At 67.0% G+C, this 17,334-nt stretch carries 15 protein-coding genes; 2 read left to right on the plus strand and 13 right to left on the minus strand.

Translation table 11 applies throughout. The annotated features are described in order from the left end of the window. Positions 1-34: 34 nt before the first annotated feature. Positions 35-502 carry a GNAT family N-acetyltransferase gene (locus ACT7B3_RS12620; protein WP_444677130.1) on the minus strand — a complete coding sequence of 156 codons (468 nt, stop codon included), beginning with the start codon at positions 500-502 and terminating at the stop codon, positions 35-37. A gap of 175 nt (positions 503-677) precedes the next feature. Between ACT7B3_RS12620 and ACT7B3_RS12625 the strand changes: the two genes are divergently transcribed. After that, the gene (locus ACT7B3_RS12625) at positions 678-2,174 is read left to right on the plus strand and encodes a RimK family protein (protein ID WP_445158169.1); all 1,497 of its coding nucleotides are present in this window, start codon (positions 678-680) and stop codon (positions 2,172-2,174) included. An 89-nt stretch (positions 2,175-2,263) separates the two neighbouring features. On the opposite strand, the gene ACT7B3_RS12630 is transcribed toward ACT7B3_RS12625, so the two are convergent. The 11 genes from ACT7B3_RS12630 to ACT7B3_RS12680 all read right to left on the minus strand — a co-directional run bounded on the left by ACT7B3_RS12630 (position 2,264) and on the right by ACT7B3_RS12680 (position 15,384). After that, positions 2,264-3,559, minus strand: coding sequence for an adenylosuccinate synthase (locus ACT7B3_RS12630; protein WP_444677128.1), 1,296 nt, complete (start codon positions 3,557-3,559; stop codon positions 2,264-2,266). Between the two features lie 104 nt (positions 3,560-3,663). Then, positions 3,664-4,839, minus strand: coding sequence for an ATP phosphoribosyltransferase regulatory subunit (locus ACT7B3_RS12635; RefSeq protein WP_445158170.1), 1,176 nt, complete (start codon positions 4,837-4,839; stop codon positions 3,664-3,666). A 174-nt stretch (positions 4,840-5,013) separates the two neighbouring features. Next, on the minus strand, positions 5,014-5,898 hold the full coding sequence (hflC, locus tag ACT7B3_RS12640; protein WP_444677127.1) for a protease modulator HflC: 885 nt from the start codon (positions 5,896-5,898) through the stop codon (positions 5,014-5,016). After that, a complete protein-coding gene (hflK, locus tag ACT7B3_RS12645; RefSeq protein ID WP_444677126.1) occupies positions 5,899-7,143 on the minus strand; it encodes an FtsH protease activity modulator HflK in 1,245 nt (414 codons plus the stop codon). A 147-nt stretch (positions 7,144-7,290) separates the two neighbouring features. After that, positions 7,291-8,607: a ribosome rescue GTPase HflX gene (gene hflX, locus ACT7B3_RS12650; RefSeq protein WP_444677125.1), complete on the minus strand. Its 1,317-nt coding sequence runs from the start codon at positions 8,605-8,607 to the stop codon at positions 7,291-7,293. Between the two features lie 9 nt (positions 8,608-8,616). After that, positions 8,617-8,868 carry an RNA chaperone Hfq gene (gene hfq / locus ACT7B3_RS12655; protein WP_444677124.1) on the minus strand — a complete coding sequence of 84 codons (252 nt, stop codon included), beginning with the start codon at positions 8,866-8,868 and terminating at the stop codon, positions 8,617-8,619. 123 nt (positions 8,869-8,991) lie between these two features. Further along, positions 8,992-9,930: a tRNA (adenosine(37)-N6)-dimethylallyltransferase MiaA gene (gene miaA / locus ACT7B3_RS12660; protein ID WP_445158171.1), complete on the minus strand. Its 939-nt coding sequence runs from the start codon at positions 9,928-9,930 to the stop codon at positions 8,992-8,994. Positions 9,931-9,942: 12 nt separating this feature from the next. Further along, on the minus strand, positions 9,943-11,874 hold the full coding sequence (mutL, locus tag ACT7B3_RS12665; RefSeq protein WP_445158172.1) for a DNA mismatch repair endonuclease MutL: 1,932 nt from the start codon (positions 11,872-11,874) through the stop codon (positions 9,943-9,945). After that, a complete protein-coding gene (locus tag ACT7B3_RS12670; RefSeq protein WP_445158879.1) occupies positions 11,871-13,253 on the minus strand; it encodes an N-acetylmuramoyl-L-alanine amidase in 1,383 nt (460 codons plus the stop codon). Before ACT7B3_RS12670 ends, mutL begins: the two co-directional genes overlap by 4 nt. A 98-nt stretch (positions 13,254-13,351) precedes the next feature. After that, on the minus strand, positions 13,352-13,852 hold the full coding sequence (gene tsaE, locus ACT7B3_RS12675) for a tRNA (adenosine(37)-N6)-threonylcarbamoyltransferase complex ATPase subunit type 1 TsaE (RefSeq protein WP_444677121.1): 501 nt from the start codon (positions 13,850-13,852) through the stop codon (positions 13,352-13,354). A 5-nt stretch (positions 13,853-13,857) separates the two neighbouring features. Further along, positions 13,858-15,384: an NAD(P)H-hydrate dehydratase gene (locus ACT7B3_RS12680; RefSeq protein WP_445158173.1), complete on the minus strand. Its 1,527-nt coding sequence runs from the start codon at positions 15,382-15,384 to the stop codon at positions 13,858-13,860. 101 nt (positions 15,385-15,485) lie between these two features. Between ACT7B3_RS12680 and queG the strand changes: the two genes are divergently transcribed. Continuing rightward, positions 15,486-16,586, plus strand: coding sequence for a tRNA epoxyqueuosine(34) reductase QueG (gene queG, locus ACT7B3_RS12685; protein ID WP_445158174.1), 1,101 nt, complete (start codon positions 15,486-15,488; stop codon positions 16,584-16,586). Positions 16,587-16,739: 153 nt separating this feature from the next. Here queG and orn read toward each other — a convergent pair whose 3' ends face one another. Beyond that, positions 16,740-17,324, minus strand: coding sequence for an oligoribonuclease (orn, locus tag ACT7B3_RS12690; RefSeq protein ID WP_444677120.1), 585 nt, complete (start codon positions 17,322-17,324; stop codon positions 16,740-16,742). Positions 17,325-17,334: the final 10 nt, after the last annotated feature.

Below are 17,334 nucleotides of genomic sequence, written 5' to 3' on the forward strand. Positions count from 1 at the left end.
TCTACCAGCACCGGCGCCACCCTGCGCAGCGCGATCAGTCGGTTGCCGGAAGCAGCGACTTGCTCATCTGCCAGCCGGCGCAGCCATCTTCGTAATAGGCGTCGAGCCAGCGTTCGAGCCGAAATCCCATGCGCCGATAGAGGCCAAGCGCGATGCGGTTATCCGCCCGCACCTCAAGCCCAAGCACCAGGATGCCCCGCTCGAACGCCGCTTGTTCAAGCGCCTCCAGCAACCGGCGCCCTACCCCGCCGCCACGGGCCTCCGGATGCACGCAAAAGGAGTAGAGACGTGCTCGCAGGCTGCCCTGGCGAAACAGCAGGGTGCCGTAGCCCAGCAGCTTTTCTCCCGCCTCGTCCTGTGCCACCAGCGTAAGGGCGTTCGCTCGGTTGAGCAGATGCCAGAGCTGGCGGCGGTTGAAACGGTCGCCGCTGAATGCCACCTGTTCCAGCCGAAAGAGCGCCTCCAGGTCATCGGGCGATGCCTGACGCAACGTTGTGAGCATGCTGTCCATCCACAAGGCTATTTTGTAAACGAGAGGAAGAAATGGCGCCAACGCCCCGCGCAGCCGCCGCCAACATGAAATCATTTCACCCGCCGTCACGCTTGTCGATAACCTGACGCGCGGGCATGCTGGCCGCAGTTTCGAGGCTACCCCCAACCGTTCAGGGAATCCGCCCATGTGTCCCTTGCGCATCATCGTCGACCGCCTCGAAGACTGGCGGCCCTACTATCCTTCGGAGGACCTGATCACGGCCGATCAGTTTCTTTCCTTGGATCGACGCCACCGATCGGGAGACGACCAGGACCGCTCGACCCACATCATCAACCTGAGCAGTGAGCTCGACTACCTCGGCACGGGGTACTACGTCTCGCTGCTGGCCCAGGCTCGCGGCCAGCGCGTGCTGCCAACGGTGGAAACGCTGAACGAGCTGTCGCGCAAGGCGCTGATCGACCTGCAGCTCGACTCGTTGGGCCCGCTGCTGGGCGAGTTGGCACGCCAAGGCCGCCTGACCGGCGACAGCCTGACGCTGCGCGTGCTGTTCGGCGAATGCCTGGAACCGGCCCTGGCCCGCCTGGCCCGCAAGCTTTTCGAACGCCTGCCCTGCCCGCTGCTCGAAGCTCGCCTGGTCCGGCGGCACGACCTGTGGCGTCTGTCACGCCTGAAGCCGATTCGCCTGCGCGACCTCAACGCTGAGGAACAGGACCTGTTCGCCACGGCGCTCAACCGCCATTCACGTAAGGTCTGGCGAACCCCCAAGGCGCGGCGGCGCTACCGCTTCGACCTGGCAATTCTGGTCGACCCCAAGGAGGCCCTGCCGCCGAGCAACCGCAGCGCGCTCAAGGCGTTCATTCGCGCCGGGCGCAAGCTGGGCATCGATGTCTCGCTGATCACTCGACGCGATGCCGGGCGGCTGGCCGAGTTCGACGCGCTGTTCATCCGCGAGACCACGGCACTGGACCACCATACCTATCGCATGGCCCGGCTGGCCGAGCATGCCGGCCTGGTGGTGATCGACGCACCGCAGGATATCCTGCGCTGCACCAACAAGGTGTACCTGCATGCACTGCTGCGGGCCCGTGGCGTTCCCGCCCCCGACGGCGTGCTGCTCAAGCGCCGCGACCGCCGCCCCCTGGCCGAGCAGATTACCGGGCTGGGCTTTCCCCTCGTGCTCAAGATTCCCGACGGCTCCTTTTCGCGGGGAGTGGTCAAAGTCGAGTCCCTCTCCCAGCTCGAGCGGGAGTCGACTCGGCTGTTCGACGACTCGGCCCTGCTGCTGCTGCAGGAGTGGATGCCCACCGAATACGACTGGCGCATCGGCGTGCTCGATGGCCAGGTGCTGTTTGCCAGCCGCTACTACATGGCCCGTGGCCACTGGCAGATCTATGACCACTCCGGAGCGCAGGTGAAGAGCGGCGGCTTCACCACCCACGACCCGGAGGATGTGCCACCCACCGTGATCAAGGCGGCGCTGAAGGCCACCCGCCTGATCGGTAACGGCTTCTATGGGGTTGATCTCAAGCAGAGCGGCGAGCGTGTGGTAGTCATTGAGGTCAACGACAATCCCAACGTCGACGCCGGCATCGAGGATGCCGTGCTGGGGCGGGAGCTGTACGAGCGGATCATGGCGGTGTTCCTGGCCCGCATGCAGGCCTGCGTACAGCAGGCGCGCTGAAGGCGGTACAACGCAAAAGCCGGCACTGGGTGCCGGCCTTTGCAGTGCGGTAGCAACAGCGGAGCGGCCACAGCTCCGCCGCGCGCTACTTACGCGTCGAACGGGTTGCGCAGCACGATGGTCTCGTTGCGATCCGGTCCGGTGGAGACGATGTCAATGGAGGTACCGACCTTCTCCTCGAGGAAGCTGATGTAGGAGCGGGCGTTGGCCGGCAGGTCCTCGATGCGCTTGGCGCCAAGGGTCGATTCGCTCCAGCCCGGCAGGTCCTCGTAAACCGGTTCGACCGCCTCGTAGCCCTCGGAGTCGACCGGGTTCTCCATCACTTCGCCGTCCTTGCTGCGATAGCCGACGCAGACGCGAATGTTCTCCAGGCCATCGAGCACATCAAGCTTGGTCAGGCAGATGCCCGAGACCGAGTTGATCTGCACCGCATGACGCAGCGCCACGGCATCGAACCAGCCACAGCGGCGCGGACGGCCGGTGGTGGCACCGAACTCATGGCCGCGCTCGGCCAGGTGGCGGCCATGCTCGTCGAACAGCTCGGTGGGGAACGGGCCGGAGCCCACGCGCGTGGTGTAGGCCTTGGTGATACCCAGCACGTAGTCCAGGTAAAGCGGACCCACGCCGGAACCGGTGGCGGTGCCACCCGCCGTGGTATTGGAGCTGGTCACGAACGGATAAGTGCCGTGGTCGATATCCAGCAGCGACCCCTGGGCACCTTCGAACAGGATGTTCTCGCCGGCGCGGCGCAGCTCATGCACCATGCTAACGGTGTCGCAGACCATCGGCCGCAGCTCCTCGGCCATGGCCATGGCGCTGTCGAGCACTTCCTGGAAGTCGACCGCCGCCTCACCGTGGTAGTTGACCAGCACGAAGTTGTGGTAGTCGAGCACCTCGCCGAGCTTGGAGGCAAAGCGCTCGCGGTGCAGCATGTCGCCCAGGCGCAGACCACGGCGCGCCACCTTGTCCTCGTAGGCCGGGCCGATGCCGCGACCGGTAGTGCCGATCTTGGCCACGCCGCGGGCCTTCTCGCGGGCCAGATCGAGGCGCACATGATAGGGCAGGATCAGCGGGCACGCCGGCGACAGGCGCAGACGCTCGCGCACCGGCACGCCCTTGGCCTCGAGCTCGCGGATTTCCTTGATCAGCGCCTCCGGCGAGAGCACCACGCCGTTGCCGATAACGCAGGTCTTATCCTTGCGCAGGATGCCCGAGGGGATGAGGTGCAGAACAGTCTTCTCGCCGTCGATCACCAGGGTATGGCCGGCATTGTGCCCGCCCTGGAAGCGGACCACCGCCGCTGCAGACTCGGTGAGCAGGTCGACGACCTTGCCTTTGCCTTCATCACCCCACTGAGTGCCCAGTACGACTACGTTCTTACCCATGGTGTTCTCTTCTCTTGTGTCAGCGCCTGGTGGGCGCGTCGATCATCCGGCCCGTGGGCCGCGTTCGATAACCGGCCGCCTGCCGGTGGTGTCCCGTGTCGGCGCTAGAGCGCCTCTATCTGCCATTGCCCATCGCGATGGACCAGCCTGTGGCTGCAGCGGTGCGCCTGGGGAGCGGTACCCTGCCCCGGCAAGGCCTGCACCACACGACGCCCGGCGGCACGCAGCGCCGCGATGGCCTCGCCAACGCCCTGGCCCTCGGCCGGCGCCCAGACCCCGTCGCAGGCCGGCTCGCTGTGCACCAGGGTCGCCAGCAGCTTGAGGTCCATGGAAAAGCCCGTGGCCGGACGCGCCCGCCCGAAGGCCTTACCGGTATCGTCGTAGCGGCCGCCCTTGGCCAGGGCCTGCCCGTAGCCCGGCACGAAGGCAGCGAACATCATGCCGGTGTGGTACTGGTAGCCACGCAGCTCGGCAAGATCGAAGTAGAGCGCCACCTCCGGGTGCTGCTGGGCCACGCCGCGATAGAGCGCCTGCAGCTGCGCCAGCGCCTCGCCGACCGCCGGCGGGGCGCCGGCAAATTGGTCGCGCGCCCGCTCAAGCACCTCGGGTCCACCGTGCAGATCGCCCAGGGCCAGGAACATCTCGCCCAGCGCCGGGTCGCGCACCGCCTGCGACACCTGCTCGGCCAGGGCACCCGGCGACTTCAGCTCCAGCGCTTCGAACAGCGCCCGCTCCTGCTCGGCATCGAGATCGGCCGCCTGCACCAGGCTACGGTAGATGCCGATATGCCCCAGCGCCAGGTGGACCTCTTCGGCCCCCGCCACCTTCAGGCTGGCCAGCGCCAGGTTGAGAATCTCGAGGTCGGCTTCACGTCCGCCGTGCCCGAACAGCTCCACGCCCACCTGGACCGGGCTACGTCCGCCCTGGTGCTGGTCGGCCTTGGCCCGCAGCACATTGGTGCAGTAGCACAGCCGCGCCGGCCCCTGGTGACGCATGGAGTGGGCGTCCATGCGCGCCACCTGCGGGGTGACATCGGCACTCACGCCCATCATGCGGCCGGTCAACTGGTCGGTGAGCTTGAACGTCTGCAGGTCGAGGTCGGTTCCGGTGCCGGTCAGCAGCGAATCGAGGAACTCCACCGGCGGCGGCATCACCTGGTCGTAGCCCCAGCAATGGTAAAGGTCGAGCAGCGCGCGGCGCAGCTCTTCCATGCGGCTCGCCTGCGGTGGCAGCACCTCGTCCATGCCGTCGGGCAAGAGCCAGCGGTCAGCAATGGTCATGTTGTCAGTCCTGCTAGAGGGTAGCGGTGGGCGAAAAGACACGATAAGCGGAAAGCGCCCACAAAAAAACCGGGCCACGCCCGGTTCAAGGATTCTATCACGTTTGCCGCCGGGTTGAACCCCAGACGTGGCGGTGACGGCAGGGAGGCTCGCGCCACCCTGCCGCTGCCGACTTCAGTTTTGCTGCGGCATCGCCGGTGTGCGCAGGTAGCGGAAGAAGTCGCTGGTCGGGTCGAGCACCAGCAGGTCCCGCTCGCCATCGAAGCTCGCACGATAGGCGTTGAGGCTACGCCAGAAGGAGAAGAACTCCGGGTCCTGGCTGTACGCCTCGGAGAAGATGCCGGCAGCCTCGGCGTCCCCTTCACCGCGCAGGGTCTCGGCACGCTCGGTGGCCTGAGCGAGCAGAACCTGGCGGCGACGGTCGGCGTTGGCGCGAATGCGTTCGGCCTCCTCCTGCCCCTGAGCGCGCCACTCGCGCGCTTCCCGCTCACGTTCGGAGCGCATCCGCTCGAAGACCGCCGTGGAGACGTCTTCCGGCAGGTCGATACGCTTCACCCGTACGTCGCGGATCGCGACCCCAAGCTCTTCGCGCATCAGCGAGTCGAGCTCCTGGGTGGGGCGCGTCATCAGGTCGTCGCGGCGCTCGGCGATGATTTGCTGCAGGTCGAGGCGGCCGAACTCGTTACGCAGACTCTCGTCGACCCGCGGCTGAATCAGGCGCACCGCCATCATCTCGTCACCGGCCGTGGCCTCGTAGTAGCGCGTCGGGTTGACCACCTGCCACTTGACGTAGGAGTCGACGATTACCGCCTTCTGCTCCAGGGTCAGGTAGCGGCTGGTGTCGGTATCCAGCGTCAGCACCCGGGTATCGAACTTGCGCACCGTCTGGGTGATCGGCACCTTGAAGTGCAAGCCCGGTTGGATGTTCTCCTCGATGACTTCACCGAAGCGCAGCTTCACCGCGCGCTGGGTCTCGTCGACCACATAGAGGCTGTTGCTGGCAAGCCAGGCGATGGCCGCCAGACCGCCCACGATGATCAGTGAACGATTGTTGACCATTTAGCGACCCTCCCTGCGGATACCGCTGCTGTTACTGGGCTGCGTGCTGGAAGTGGTGCGCAGCCGCTCGAGCACGCGCGGGTCCAGCTCGCCGCTCTCGCCGCGTGCAGCGTCGCCGTTGCCACCGCCCTGGGTCGCACCGCCGGGACGCTGGTCCAGCGGCAGGTACATCAGCGGCGCGTCGTCTGCGACATCGATCAGCACCTTCGGCGTCTGGCCGAAGACCTCGGCCATGGCGTCGAGATAGAGACGCTCGCGCATGATCTCCGGCGCATTGCGGTACTGGCTCAGCAGTGCATTGAAGCGGTTGGCCTGACCCTGGGCCTCGGCCACCACCGACTCACGATACCCCTGGCCCTGCTCGACCAGGCGCTGGGCCTGACCCTGGGCGGCGGGAATGATGGCATTGGCGTAGGCCATGCCTTCGTTGATGGTGCGCTGACGATCCTCGCGCGCCCGGATCACGTCGTCGAAGGCATCGATGACGGCGGCGGGTGCCGAGGTGGATTCGATGTTGATGGTCTGCAGCCGGATACCGGTGCCGTAGCTGTCCAGGTAGGTCTGCAGGCGACTGGCCACGGAGCTGCCGAGAATCTCACGGCCCGAGGTCAGGATCTCGATCATGTCGGTACCACCCACCACGTGACGCAACGCCGAATCCAGCGCGTTCTCGATGGAGAGCTGCGGATTGCGCACGTTGAGCACGAAGTCGCGCGGGTTGTTGACCTGGTACTGCGCTGAGATCTCGACCTCAACGATGTTCTCGTCGCGGGTCAGCATCGACTGGGTCTGGGTCAGGGAGCGAACGCGGGTCACGTTGACCATGCGCACGTCGTCGATCAACGGCGGGTTCCAGTGCAGGCCCGGGCCCACCACTTCCTGGAACTTGCCAAAGCGCAGCACTACGCCCCGCTCGGCCTGGTCGACCAGGTAGAAGCCCATGGCGCCCCAGATACCCAGCGCGATGATCAGCAGCAGGCCCGGCAAGGCGAAGGTATTGCGCGGCCGACCGCCGCCACCCTTACCGCCTTGCCCGCCGCCGCCCTTCCCACCACGACCACCCAGCATCGAGTTGAGCTTGTCCTGGAATTTCTTCAGGGCTTCGTCAAGATCGGGTGGTCCCTGGTTGCCCCCGCGGTTGCCACCGCCCCCGCCATTGCTGCCACCATTCCCTCCATTGCGGCGGCCTCCACCGCTCCAGGGGTCATGCTGGTTGCCACCACCACCAGGCTCATTCCAAGCCATACGTCGTCTCCACTCTGCGTTGCCTCACCGCCGACATGCCTCAGGCAGCGAGACGTCGGTTGCCATCCTGTTATCTGCGACACCATGCCAGGTGCCGGGAGTTCTAGTCTCTCGGGGACCATCCACATGCTGGGACAGCAAAAAAGCTTACTCCTCCCATACCGGACGCGAACGAAGCTCCGGTGGAAGATAATCGTCTGCGCGCTCTCCCAGCCGTGACATCAGCTGCAGGAAGTCACGGCGCGGCAGGCGTACGTCGAGGCTGACGCTGCCCTCGTCCTCGAAACGCTCCTCGCGCACGGCGTCCAGCTCATGCAGCGCCGCACGCAGGCGGCCCTGCTCGGGCGACAGGGTCAAGCTGAATCCGATGACATCATCGGCCAGGCATTCCGACAGGGCCTGCGCCAACAGCTCCAGCCCTCGCCCGTCGCGCGCCGACAGCCACACCACCTCGGGGCGACCGTGGCCGTCACGCTCGATGCGTGGGGCGCTGTCGAGCAGATCGATCTTGTTCATCACCTTGAGCATCGGCACGTCCAGCGCGCCGATCTCGTTGAGCACGCCCTCGACCTGCGTCACGTTGAGCTCCCGGTCCGGGTCGGCAGCGTCGATCACATGCACCAGCAGGGTCGCCTCGGCCGCTTCCTGCAGCGTGGCCTGGAAGGCCTCGACCAACTTGTGCGGCAGGTGGCGGATGAAACCGACGGTATCCGCCAGTACCACCGGGCCCACGTCGCCGATCTCCAGCCGACGCAGCGTAGGATCGAGCGTCGCGAAGAGCTGGTCGGCGGCGTACACCTTCGCGGCGGTCAGCGCATTGAACAATGTCGACTTGCCGGCGTTGGTATAGCCAACCAGCGACACGCTGGGTATCTCGGCCCTGGCACGCGCACGGCGGTTCTGGCTGCGCTGACTGCGCACCTTATCGAGGCGCTTGTGGATGGCCTTGATGCGGGCGCGCAGCAGGCGTCGGTCGGTCTCGAGCTGCGTCTCGCCGGGGCCGCGCAGACCGATCCCGCCCTTCTGACGCTCCAGGTGGGTCCAGCCGCGCACCAGCCGGGTCGACATGTATTCCAACTGGGCCAGCTCGACCTGCAGCTTGCCCTCGTGGGTACGCGCCCGCTGGGCGAAGATATCGAGGATCAGGCCGGTGCGATCGAGCACCCGACACTTGAGCTCGCGCTCCAGGTTACGCTGCTGGGACGGGCTCAAGCCATGGTTGAAGATCACCAGCTCCGCGCCGTGAAGGCTCAGGGCTTCGCGAAGTTCTTCCAGCTTGCCGGTGCCGATGAAGGTGCGCGAGTCCGGCCGATGCCGGCTGCCGCTGAGCAACATGGCCGGCTCGGCCCCCGCGGAACGTACCAGTTCCAGGAATTCACCCGGGTCTTCACGTTCGCGCTCGTCATGAAAATCTACATGAACCAGTACCGCCGTTTCGCCGGCGTCGGGACGTTCAAAGAACAATCAATTTCCTCACGCGTTGCTGTCCGACTGAGCGGCAGGATCCTGCGGCGGCAGGCGCACGTTGCGCGACGGCACCACGGTGGAGATGGCATGCTTGTAGACCATCTGGCTGACGGTATTGCGCAGCAGGATGACGAATTGGTCGAAGGATTCGATCTGACCCTGCAGCTTGATGCCGTTGACCAGGAAAATCGACACCGGAATGCGCTCCTTGCGCAGAATATTCAGGTACGGGTCTTGAAGGGACTGCCCTTTGGACATGTTACCTCTCCCTAAAACTTTCTCATGAGGGGTGGAAGTTGTGTTCTTGAGTTGTCTGCCAGCAGGCAAGACACCCTGCCGGCTCGGCCTGGTCACCCGGCCACTCGAAGCCATCATCTTACGCTAAGAGCTGAATTGGCGCACGAATTTCAAGACCTCACCAAGGGTATCGCCGCTCTCGGTATCGAACCAGTGTAGCTCCGGCCAGCTGCGCAGCCAGGTCAATTGGCGTTTTGCCAACTGCCGCGTGGCCACCACGGTTCGCTGCCTGAGCGACGCGATATCAGCGTCGCCATCGAGGTATTCCCACACCTGACGGTAGCCCACGCTTTTCATCGAAGGCAGACCGAGATGCAGGTCGCCTCGGGCCTTGAGTCGAGCCACCTCCTCGATCAACCCGGCCCTCAGCATCACGTCGAAACGAGCAGCGATCCGCTCATGGAGCACGCGTCTTTCGGCCGGCGCGACTCCTATCGACAACACCCTCCAGGGAAAGGTTTCCGGTTGCTGCTGTCGCCATAGCGCCGACAGCGTCTGGCCGCTGGCCCGATAGACTTCAAGCGCACGCATCAGGCGCTGGGGGTCGTTGGGATGGATGCGCCGGGCCGACTCGGGATCGACCCTGGCCAGCGCCGCATGCAGAGCCGCCAGCCCCTGCTCGCGGGCCTGCCGTTCGAGTTCGGCACGTATCGCCGGGTCTGCCGACGGCAGGTTGGCCACTCCCTCGAGCAGGCGCTTGGCATACATCATGGTGCCGCCGACGATCAGCGGTACGCGTCCCGCCGCGGTGATCTGGCGCATCTCGCGACGAGCATCCTCGCGGAACTCCGCTGCCGAATAGGGCTCGGCCGGGTCGCGGATATCGATCAGGCGGTGCGGCGCACGCGCCAGCTCCTCAGCCGAGGGCTTGGCACTGCCGATATCCATGCCGCGGTAGACCATGGCCGAATCCATGCTGATCAGCTCGCAGTCGAGCCGGTCGTGCAGCGCGATGGCCAGGTCGGTCTTGCCGGCGGCGGTCGGGCCCATCAGCAGCAGGGCAAGCGGACGACGGTCGCGCATGGGGCTAGCTCCTTACTGGCCGCGCAGGAACAGGCGGTCCAGCGCCTTCAGCGACAGCTCGGTCCAGGTGGGGCGGCCGTGGTTGCACTGGCCGCTGCGCTCGGTGCGCTCCATATCGCGCAGCAGGGCGTTCATTTCCGCTGTCGTCAGACGCCGGTTGGCGCGCACGCTGCCATGGCAGGCCATCGTCGCCAACAGCTCGTTGATACTGGCCTCGAGACGGTCGGAGCGCCCGTAACGCTCCAGGTCTTCCAGCATATCGCGAATCAGGGGCTCGACGTCGGCATCGGCCAGCAGTGCCGGCACCTGGCGCACCAGCAGCGTCTCCGGACCGGCCACGTCCAGTTCGACGCCCAGGCGAGCAAACGCCTCGCGCTCGGCCTCGGCGGTGGCCACCTCAGCATGGCTCGCTGCCAGCGAGACCGGTACCAGCAGCGGCTGCGTCTGCAGCGCGCCACCGTGAACCTGAGCCTTCATGCGCTCGTAGACGATACGCTCGTGGGCCGCATGCATGTCGACGATGATCATGCCCTGGGCGGTCTGGGAGAGGATGTAGATGCCGTGCAGCTGGGCGATGGCGAAGCCCAGGGGTGGGATGCCACTGCCCTCTTCCGAGGCGGGCAGCGCCGCTGCCTGGCCCACGCCAACGGCACCCTCCACCGGCGGCGATGCCACGGCGGCATCCGCCCCGGCCTCGGCCGGCTGCGGCGTCAGCAGGCGCTCCTCGTGCTCGGGGTGCAGCGCACGATAGCCGTTCATGAAGGCACGCACGCGATCGGCGGTGACCCGCTCCGGTGACTCGCCCGTGGCGTGCAGCGCCATGGGCTGCTGCTGCCAGCGCGGTGCAGGCTCGCGCACCTCTGCGGTATCGTCATGCTCGGCTACAGCGCCATCGGCATGGGCCTCGCGTTCCGCCGGGCGCGCCTCGGCCAGCGCCCGGTGCAGGCTGGAGAAGAGGAAATCGTGCACCAGGCGGCCATCGCGGAAGCGCACCTCATGCTTGGTGGGGTGCACGTTGACATCCACCACCGTGGGATCGACCTCCAGGTAGAGCACGAACACCGGGTGCCGGCCATGGAACAGCACGTCGCGATAGGCCTGGCGAATGGCGTGTGCCACCAGCCGATCGCGCACCACGCGGCCGTTGACGAAGAAGTACTGCTGGTCGGCCTGGGCGCGGGAATGGGTGGGTAGGCCGACCCAGCCCCATAGGCGCAGCGAGCCCGCCGCCAGGTCCAGGTGCAAGGCGTGATCGACGAAGCCCTTGCCCAGCAGCGCCGCAATGCGCCGCTCGCGGCGGGTCGGGTCGTCGCCCGCGGGTAGCTGGTGTACAGTCTTTTGGTTGTGGCGCAGCACCCAGGCGATGTCATAGCGCGACAGCGCCAGGCGGCGAAACGCCTCCTCCACGTGGCCGTACTCCGTCTTCTCGGTACGCAGGAACTTGCGCCGCGCCGGGGTATTGAAAAACAGGTCGCGAACCGTCACCGAGGTGCCACGAGGATGCGGGGCCGGGCTGACGCGCGGCTCCATGTGGCGCCCTTCGGCCACCACACGCCAGCCGCCGCGCGGGTCGTCATCGACATTGGCCACCAGCTCCAGCCGCGAGACCGAGCTGATGGAGGCGAGCGCCTCGCCGCGAAAGCCAAGGCTGGCCACGCCTTCCAGCTCCTCGAGCGACACGATCTTGCTGGTGGCATGGCGCGCCAACGCCAGCGGCAGGTCGGCCTCGCCGATGCCGCTGCCGTCGTCACGAACGCGGATCAACCGACAGCCGCCGGCCTCCAGCTCCACCTCGATGCGGCGACTGCCGGCGTCGATGGCATTCTCGACCAGCTCCTTGACCACCGAGGCGGGTCGTTCGACCACTTCGCCCGCGGCAATCTGGTTGGCCAGCCGCGGGTCGAGTACCTGGATGCGCCGCCCCTGCCCTGCCACTGCCGTCATGAGCGCGGAATCCGCAGCACCTGACCGACCCGAATGACGTCGCCATTTAGCTCATTGGCCTGCTTGAGCTGCGCCACCGGCACCCCATGCCGGGCGGCAATGGTCGACAGCGTATCCCCAGGCTGGATACGGTACTCGTTGGCCGAGGGCGTGCGCCGGTTGTCGCGCTGCCAGGCCAGCAGGCTGGCCGGCGGCGGGTTACGCCGGAAGTGTTCGCTGATACCGGCAAAGATCGACTCGGCCAGCCGCTGCTGGTGCCCCGAGTCGCGCAGGCGGCGCTCCTCGTCCGGGTTCGAGATGAATCCCGTCTCGATCAGCAGCGACGGGATGTCCGGCGACTTCAGCACCATGAAGCCGGCCTGCTCGACGCGGCTGCGATGCAGCCGGTTGACGCGCCCGAGCTGGTCGAGTACCTGGCCGCCGATGGAGAGCGAGTCGTTGAGGGTGGCGGTCATGGTCAGATCGAGCAGCACGCCGCGCAGCACCTCGTCCTTGTCGTTGAGCGACAGGTTGCCGTCGACGCCGCCGATCAGGTCGGCCCGGTTCTCGCTGGCGGCCAGCCACTGGGCGGTTTCCGAGGTGGCACCGCTTTGAGAGAGCGCATAGACCGAGCTGCCGCTGGGCCGCGGGCTGTTGAAGGCATCGGCGTGGATCGAGACGAAGAAATCGGCCTTCTGCTCACGAGCGATGCGCGTACGCTGGCGCAGGCCAACGTAGTAGTCGCCATCACGGATCATCACAGCACGGAAACCCTCGGCGTTGTCTACCAGCCGCTGCAGGCGGCGACTGATCTCCATGACCACGTCCTTCTCGCGGGTCCCACCAGGGCCGATGGCCCCCGGGTCCTCGCCGCCGTGGCCGGGATCGATGGCGATGATGATGTCGCGCCGCGGGTGGGGAGCGGCCGGCTGCTGCGTTGCCGCAATCGCCGCCTCCTGCCGCGGGCCGGCCGAGGTCTCGGCACGACGCCGTTCGGCAGCCAGCTCCTGCTCGCGAATCATTGCCTCGATGGGGTCGATGGGGTTCTGCACGGCGCTTTCGCCGGGGTACTCCATATCCACTACCAGGCGATGGCCGTACTGGTCGTTGGGGGGCAGCGTGAAATGGCGCGGCTCCACCTCGCGGGACAGCTCCAGCACCACGCGCAGGCCGTTGCCGTCGAGCTTGCCGCTGCGCACGGCAGTGATCGCGCTGCCATCCAGGTTGAGACTCGCCAGATCGGTATTGAGCCCGCTATGTTCGAGATCGATGACCAATCGCCTGGGGCCGTCAAGGGTAAAGACACTGGCTTCGGTATGACCGGACAGATCGAACACCAGCCGCGCATGGTCGGGGGCGGCCCATAGGCGGATATTGTCCACCTGCGCCGCCTGCGCCATGCCGGCCAGCCAAAGCGGCAACAGCAGCACACCGGTCAAATACCTGCGCCAGCGTGTCATCCATGTACTCGGCCCGTAGGCCCCATATCGCATCGTTATCACGGTGTTTGGCTTTCCCGCTCGGCAATAGCGTCTTTCCAGGCGGCGTCCTCGGCCAGTCTCGCCAGCACCGCCCGGCCATGTTCGGTATGGGACGTCAGAGTTACGGCACGACCCGGTTCAGCCAGCGCCAGCTCGACGGTGAGGTCCGGCAGCGGCAGCCAACCCTGCCCGCGGCTTGGCCATTCAACAATGCAGAGGGCGTCTTCGGCGAACAGATCCCGGCCACCGATGAACTCGAGCTCCTCCGGGTCACCCAGGCGGTAGAGGTCGAAATGGTAAAGCCTCCCGTTATCGAGCTCATAGGGCTCGACCAGGGTATAGGTTGGGCTCTTGACGGCGCCCTGGTGACCGTAGGCCCGCAAGATGCCGCGTGTCAGGGTGGTCTTTCCCGCGCCCAGGTCGCCTTCCAGGTAGAGGCGCCCACAGCCTTGCATGGCGGCACCGAGCGCCCGGCCAAAGGCCACCTGCCGGTCTTCGTTTTCGAGTCGCATGCGCATCGTCGTTACCTTATGAGCGGACCGCTTCCGGCGTTGATCAGGCGTCGCGCATAGGATGCCAGATCAGCCGCCAGCAGACCACGCTCGCCACCGTCGTGGGCGGCCTGGTCGGCCGCCAGGGCATGCACCATCACGCCCAGGCGGGCGGCGGTTTCAAGCTCCAGCCCTTGGGCGATCAGCGCACCGAGCATGCCGGCCAGTACATCGCCCATGCCCCCCGAGGCCATGCCAGGGTTGCCGTAGGGGCATACCGCCATGCCGGCCGGGCCGACCACCAGGCTACCGGCGCCCTTAAGCACGACCACGCCGCCGAAACGCCGCTGCAGCTCGCGCGCCGCCGCAGGGCGGTCGGCCTCCACCTCTGCCGCGCTGCAGCCCAGCAGCCGGCCAGCCTCGCCCGGGTGCGGCGTGAGGATCCAGTCATCACGCCGCTGGCCGGTGAAACGAGAGGCCAGCAGGTTGAGCCCATCGGCATCCACCACCAGCGGCTTGGCGCCAGCCAGCGCCGCCTGCAGCATGGCCTGCCCCCAGGCCCTCTGCCCCAGCCCCGGCCCCACCACCAGCACGCTGGCCTGCTGCGGCAACTCGCCCAGCTCGGCGACACCGCGCATGCCGTGCACCATCACTTCGGGCCGATAGGTCAGGCTCGCGCTCACATGTTCCGGAGCCGTGGCCAGGCTCACCTTGCCGGCGCCCAGCCGCGCCGCCGCCTCGCTGGCCAGCAGCGCCGCGCCACCGAAGCCCGGGGCGCCGCCCAGCACCAGCACATGGCCCATCGCCCCCTTGTGGGCATCACGTTCGCGCGGAGGTAGCCACACAGGCAGCAGCGTCTGGTCAAGCAGCTCCGCCACCGGTGGCAAGTCGTCATGGCGGCGCGCATCGACGCCCAGCGGGCGAAAGTGCACCTCGCCGGTCAGCGCCGGCGCACGCCCGGTGTGCAGGCCGATCTTGTCGCCGATGAAGGTCACGGTACGGGTGGCACGTACCGCCACGCCAAGCTCCGCCCCGGTGTCCGCGGCGAGCCCGCTGGGGATGTCAATGGCCAGCACCGGCAGCCCGCTGGCGTTGATCGCTTCGATGGCGGCACGGAAATCACCTCGCACTTCACCGCCGAGCCCGGTGCCAAGCAGCGCATCGACGATCACCTCGCCGGTGAGCAGCATCCCCTGGCGCCAGGGTTCGAGCGCGACGCCCACTGAGCTGGCCATGTCGGCCGCACGCGCGGCATCGCCCTCCAGCGCCTCACGCTGCCTGAGCGCGATACGCTGCACCGCCACCCCGGCGCCAGCCGCCAGTGCCGCCAGCACATGGCCATCGCCACCGTTATTGCCCCCGCCGCACAGCACCGTAATGCGCTTGATCCCCGGCCAGTGCGTCCTAAGCCTCTGCCAAGCTGCCGTGGCGGCGCGCTGCATCAGCGCGAAGCCATCGACCCCTCCCTCAATGGTGCGCCGGTCGAGCTCGCGAACCTGCTCGGCTCGGTAGAGGGGGCGCAGTTCAAACGGCGCCTGGTCGGTACGATTCCCGGACATCCGGTGTCTCCCCTGCCCGCGTTGCTTTATGATGCGAGTGTAAGCAGCGCAGCGCGCAAGCCAATCCCCCCGCCACGTTTTTACCCGGTTTTTTCTCGATCATGAGCTCCCGCACGCCCCTAGATGTCGACACCCTGGCCGAGCTGGCCGCGACCCTGAAGACCTGGGGGCGCGAGCTCGGTTTCCAGCAGGTGGGCATCACCGATGTCGACCTGGCCGAGGACGAGCGCCACCTGCAGCGCTGGCTCGATGCCGGCTACCACGGCGAAATGGGCTTCATGGCCAAGCACGGCACCAAGCGCACCCGGCCCGAGGAACTCGTGCCCGGCACGCTGCGGGTGATCAGCGTGCGGTTGGACTACCTGCCGGCCGAGGTGGAGAACGCCAAGGTGCTGGGGCAGCCGCAGACGGCCTATGTATCACGCTATGCGGTGGGCCGCGACTACCACAAGCTGATGCGCAAGCGCCTGGCCACGCTGGCCGGGTGGATCGAGCAGGAGGTCGGCCCCTTCGGCTATCGCGCCTTCGTCGACTCGGCGCCAGTAATGGAGCGCGCCCTGGCGAGCAAGGCCGGGCTGGGCTGGGTGGGCAAGAACGCCATGCTGCTCAACCCGCGGGCCGGCTCGCTGTTCTTTCTTGGCGAACTCTACGTCGACCTGCCGCTGCCCGTCGATCCGCCCTTCGACCGCGAGCACTGCGGCAGCTGCAGCGCCTGTCGCACGGCCTGCCCCACCGGCGCCATCGTCGAGGACAAGGTGGTCGACGCCCGCGCCTGCATCTCCTATCTCACCATCGAGCTGTTCGGCGCCATCCCCGAGCGCTATCGCGAGGCCATGGGCAACCGCGTGTTCGGCTGCGACGACTGCCAGTTGGTCTGCCCCTTCACCCGCTTCACCCGCGCCACGCAAGAGGAGGACTTCGCCCCGCGCCACGACCTGGATCGCGCCAGCCTGGTGTCGCTGTTCGCCTGGGGCGAGGAGGAGTTCCTCGACAAGACCGCCGGCAGCCCGATCCGCCGCATCGGCTACGAGCGCTGGCTGCGCAACCTGGCGGTGGGGCTGGGCAACGCCCCCTGGAGCGAGAGCGTGGAGGCGGCCCTGCGCGCCCGCCTCGCCTACCCCTCCGATCTGGTACGCGAGCACGTCCGCTGGGCGTTGGAGCGACAGCGTGAGAAGCGTGACCGACTGATAGCAAGCGTCTGACCTTGGTGGGACGCGGCTTTACCGGCGACAGCCCTGCGAGGAGGCGCTGTAAACCCATCCCTGGGCGCTACCTTTTCCATCCCTGGAAAAGGACCTCCTCTTCGAGCTGTCCCCGGTGCCGCTCACCCTTGGTGGTGCCAGCCAGGGGCGCTCCTACTCCTCTTCGTCGCGCTCGCTGCCGGCCAGGCGCAGAAACGTAGTGCGGTAGTGCGCCAGCTCCGCCAGCGACTCGCGGATGTCGTCCAGCGCCTGGTGGGTGTTGCGCTTGCTGAAGCCGGCCAGCGCCCCCGGGTTCCAGCGCTTGGCCAGCTCCTTGACGGTGGAGACGTCCAGGTTGCGGTAGTGAAAGAAAACCAGCAGCTCGGGCATCTCGCGCTCAAGGAAGCGCCGGTCCTGATGCACGCTGTTGCCGCACATGGGCGAGGAACCGGGCACCACGTAGCGCTTCAGAAACTCGAGAGTCTGCCGCTCGGCCTCGGCGGTATCGACTCGGCTCTGCTTCACCCGCTCGACGAGTCCCGACTCGCCGTGGGTCTTCTGGTTCCACTCATCCATCGCCGCCAGCAGGCCGTCGGGCTGGTGCACCGCGAGCACGGGCCCCTCGGCCACCAGGTTCAGATCGTTGTCGGTGACCAGGGTGGCCACCTCGATGATGCGCTCGCGCTCGGGGTCGAGTCCGGTCATCTCGAGGTCGATCCACACCAGCAGGTCCTTGCGCGGCGCGGCAGTGTCGGGCATCGGTCAGGCT

The sequence above is a fragment of the Halomonas sp. E14 genome, from assembly GCF_052568415.1.

Coding starts and splice junctions, on each gene's coding strand:
- hflK (WP_444677126.1), bottom strand. CDS start 7,143: ATGGCTTGGAATGAGCCTGGTGGTGGTGGCAACCAGCATGACCCCTGG.
- ACT7B3_RS12670 (WP_445158879.1), bottom strand. CDS start 13,253: ATGGCGCAGGCGGCGCAGGTGGACAATATCCGCCTATGGGCCGCCCCC.
- hfq (WP_444677124.1), bottom strand. CDS start 8,868: ATGTCCAAAGGGCAGTCCCTTCAAGACCCGTACCTGAATATTCTGCGC.
- ACT7B3_RS12680 (WP_445158173.1), bottom strand. CDS start 15,384: ATGTCCGGGAATCGTACCGACCAGGCGCCGTTTGAACTGCGCCCCCTC.
- ACT7B3_RS12635 (WP_445158170.1), bottom strand. CDS start 4,839: ATGACCATTGCTGACCGCTGGCTCTTGCCCGACGGCATGGACGAGGTG.
- miaA (WP_445158171.1), bottom strand. CDS start 9,930: ATGCGCGACCGTCGTCCGCTTGCCCTGCTGCTGATGGGCCCGACCGCC.
- ACT7B3_RS12620 (WP_444677130.1), bottom strand. CDS start 502: ATGCTCACAACGTTGCGTCAGGCATCGCCCGATGACCTGGAGGCGCTC.
- tsaE (WP_444677121.1), bottom strand. CDS start 13,852: ATGCGCATGCGACTCGAAAACGAAGACCGGCAGGTGGCCTTTGGCCGG.
- ACT7B3_RS12625 (WP_445158169.1), top strand. CDS start 678: ATGTGTCCCTTGCGCATCATCGTCGACCGCCTCGAAGACTGGCGGCCC.
- mutL (WP_445158172.1), bottom strand. CDS start 11,874: ATGACGGCAGTGGCAGGGCAGGGGCGGCGCATCCAGGTACTCGACCCG.
- hflC (WP_444677127.1), bottom strand. CDS start 5,898: ATGGTCAACAATCGTTCACTGATCATCGTGGGCGGTCTGGCGGCCATC.
- ACT7B3_RS12630 (WP_444677128.1), bottom strand. CDS start 3,559: ATGGGTAAGAACGTAGTCGTACTGGGCACTCAGTGGGGTGATGAAGGC.
- orn (WP_444677120.1), bottom strand. CDS start 17,324: ATGCCCGACACTGCCGCGCCGCGCAAGGACCTGCTGGTGTGGATCGAC.
- queG (WP_445158174.1), top strand. CDS start 15,486: ATGAGCTCCCGCACGCCCCTAGATGTCGACACCCTGGCCGAGCTGGCC.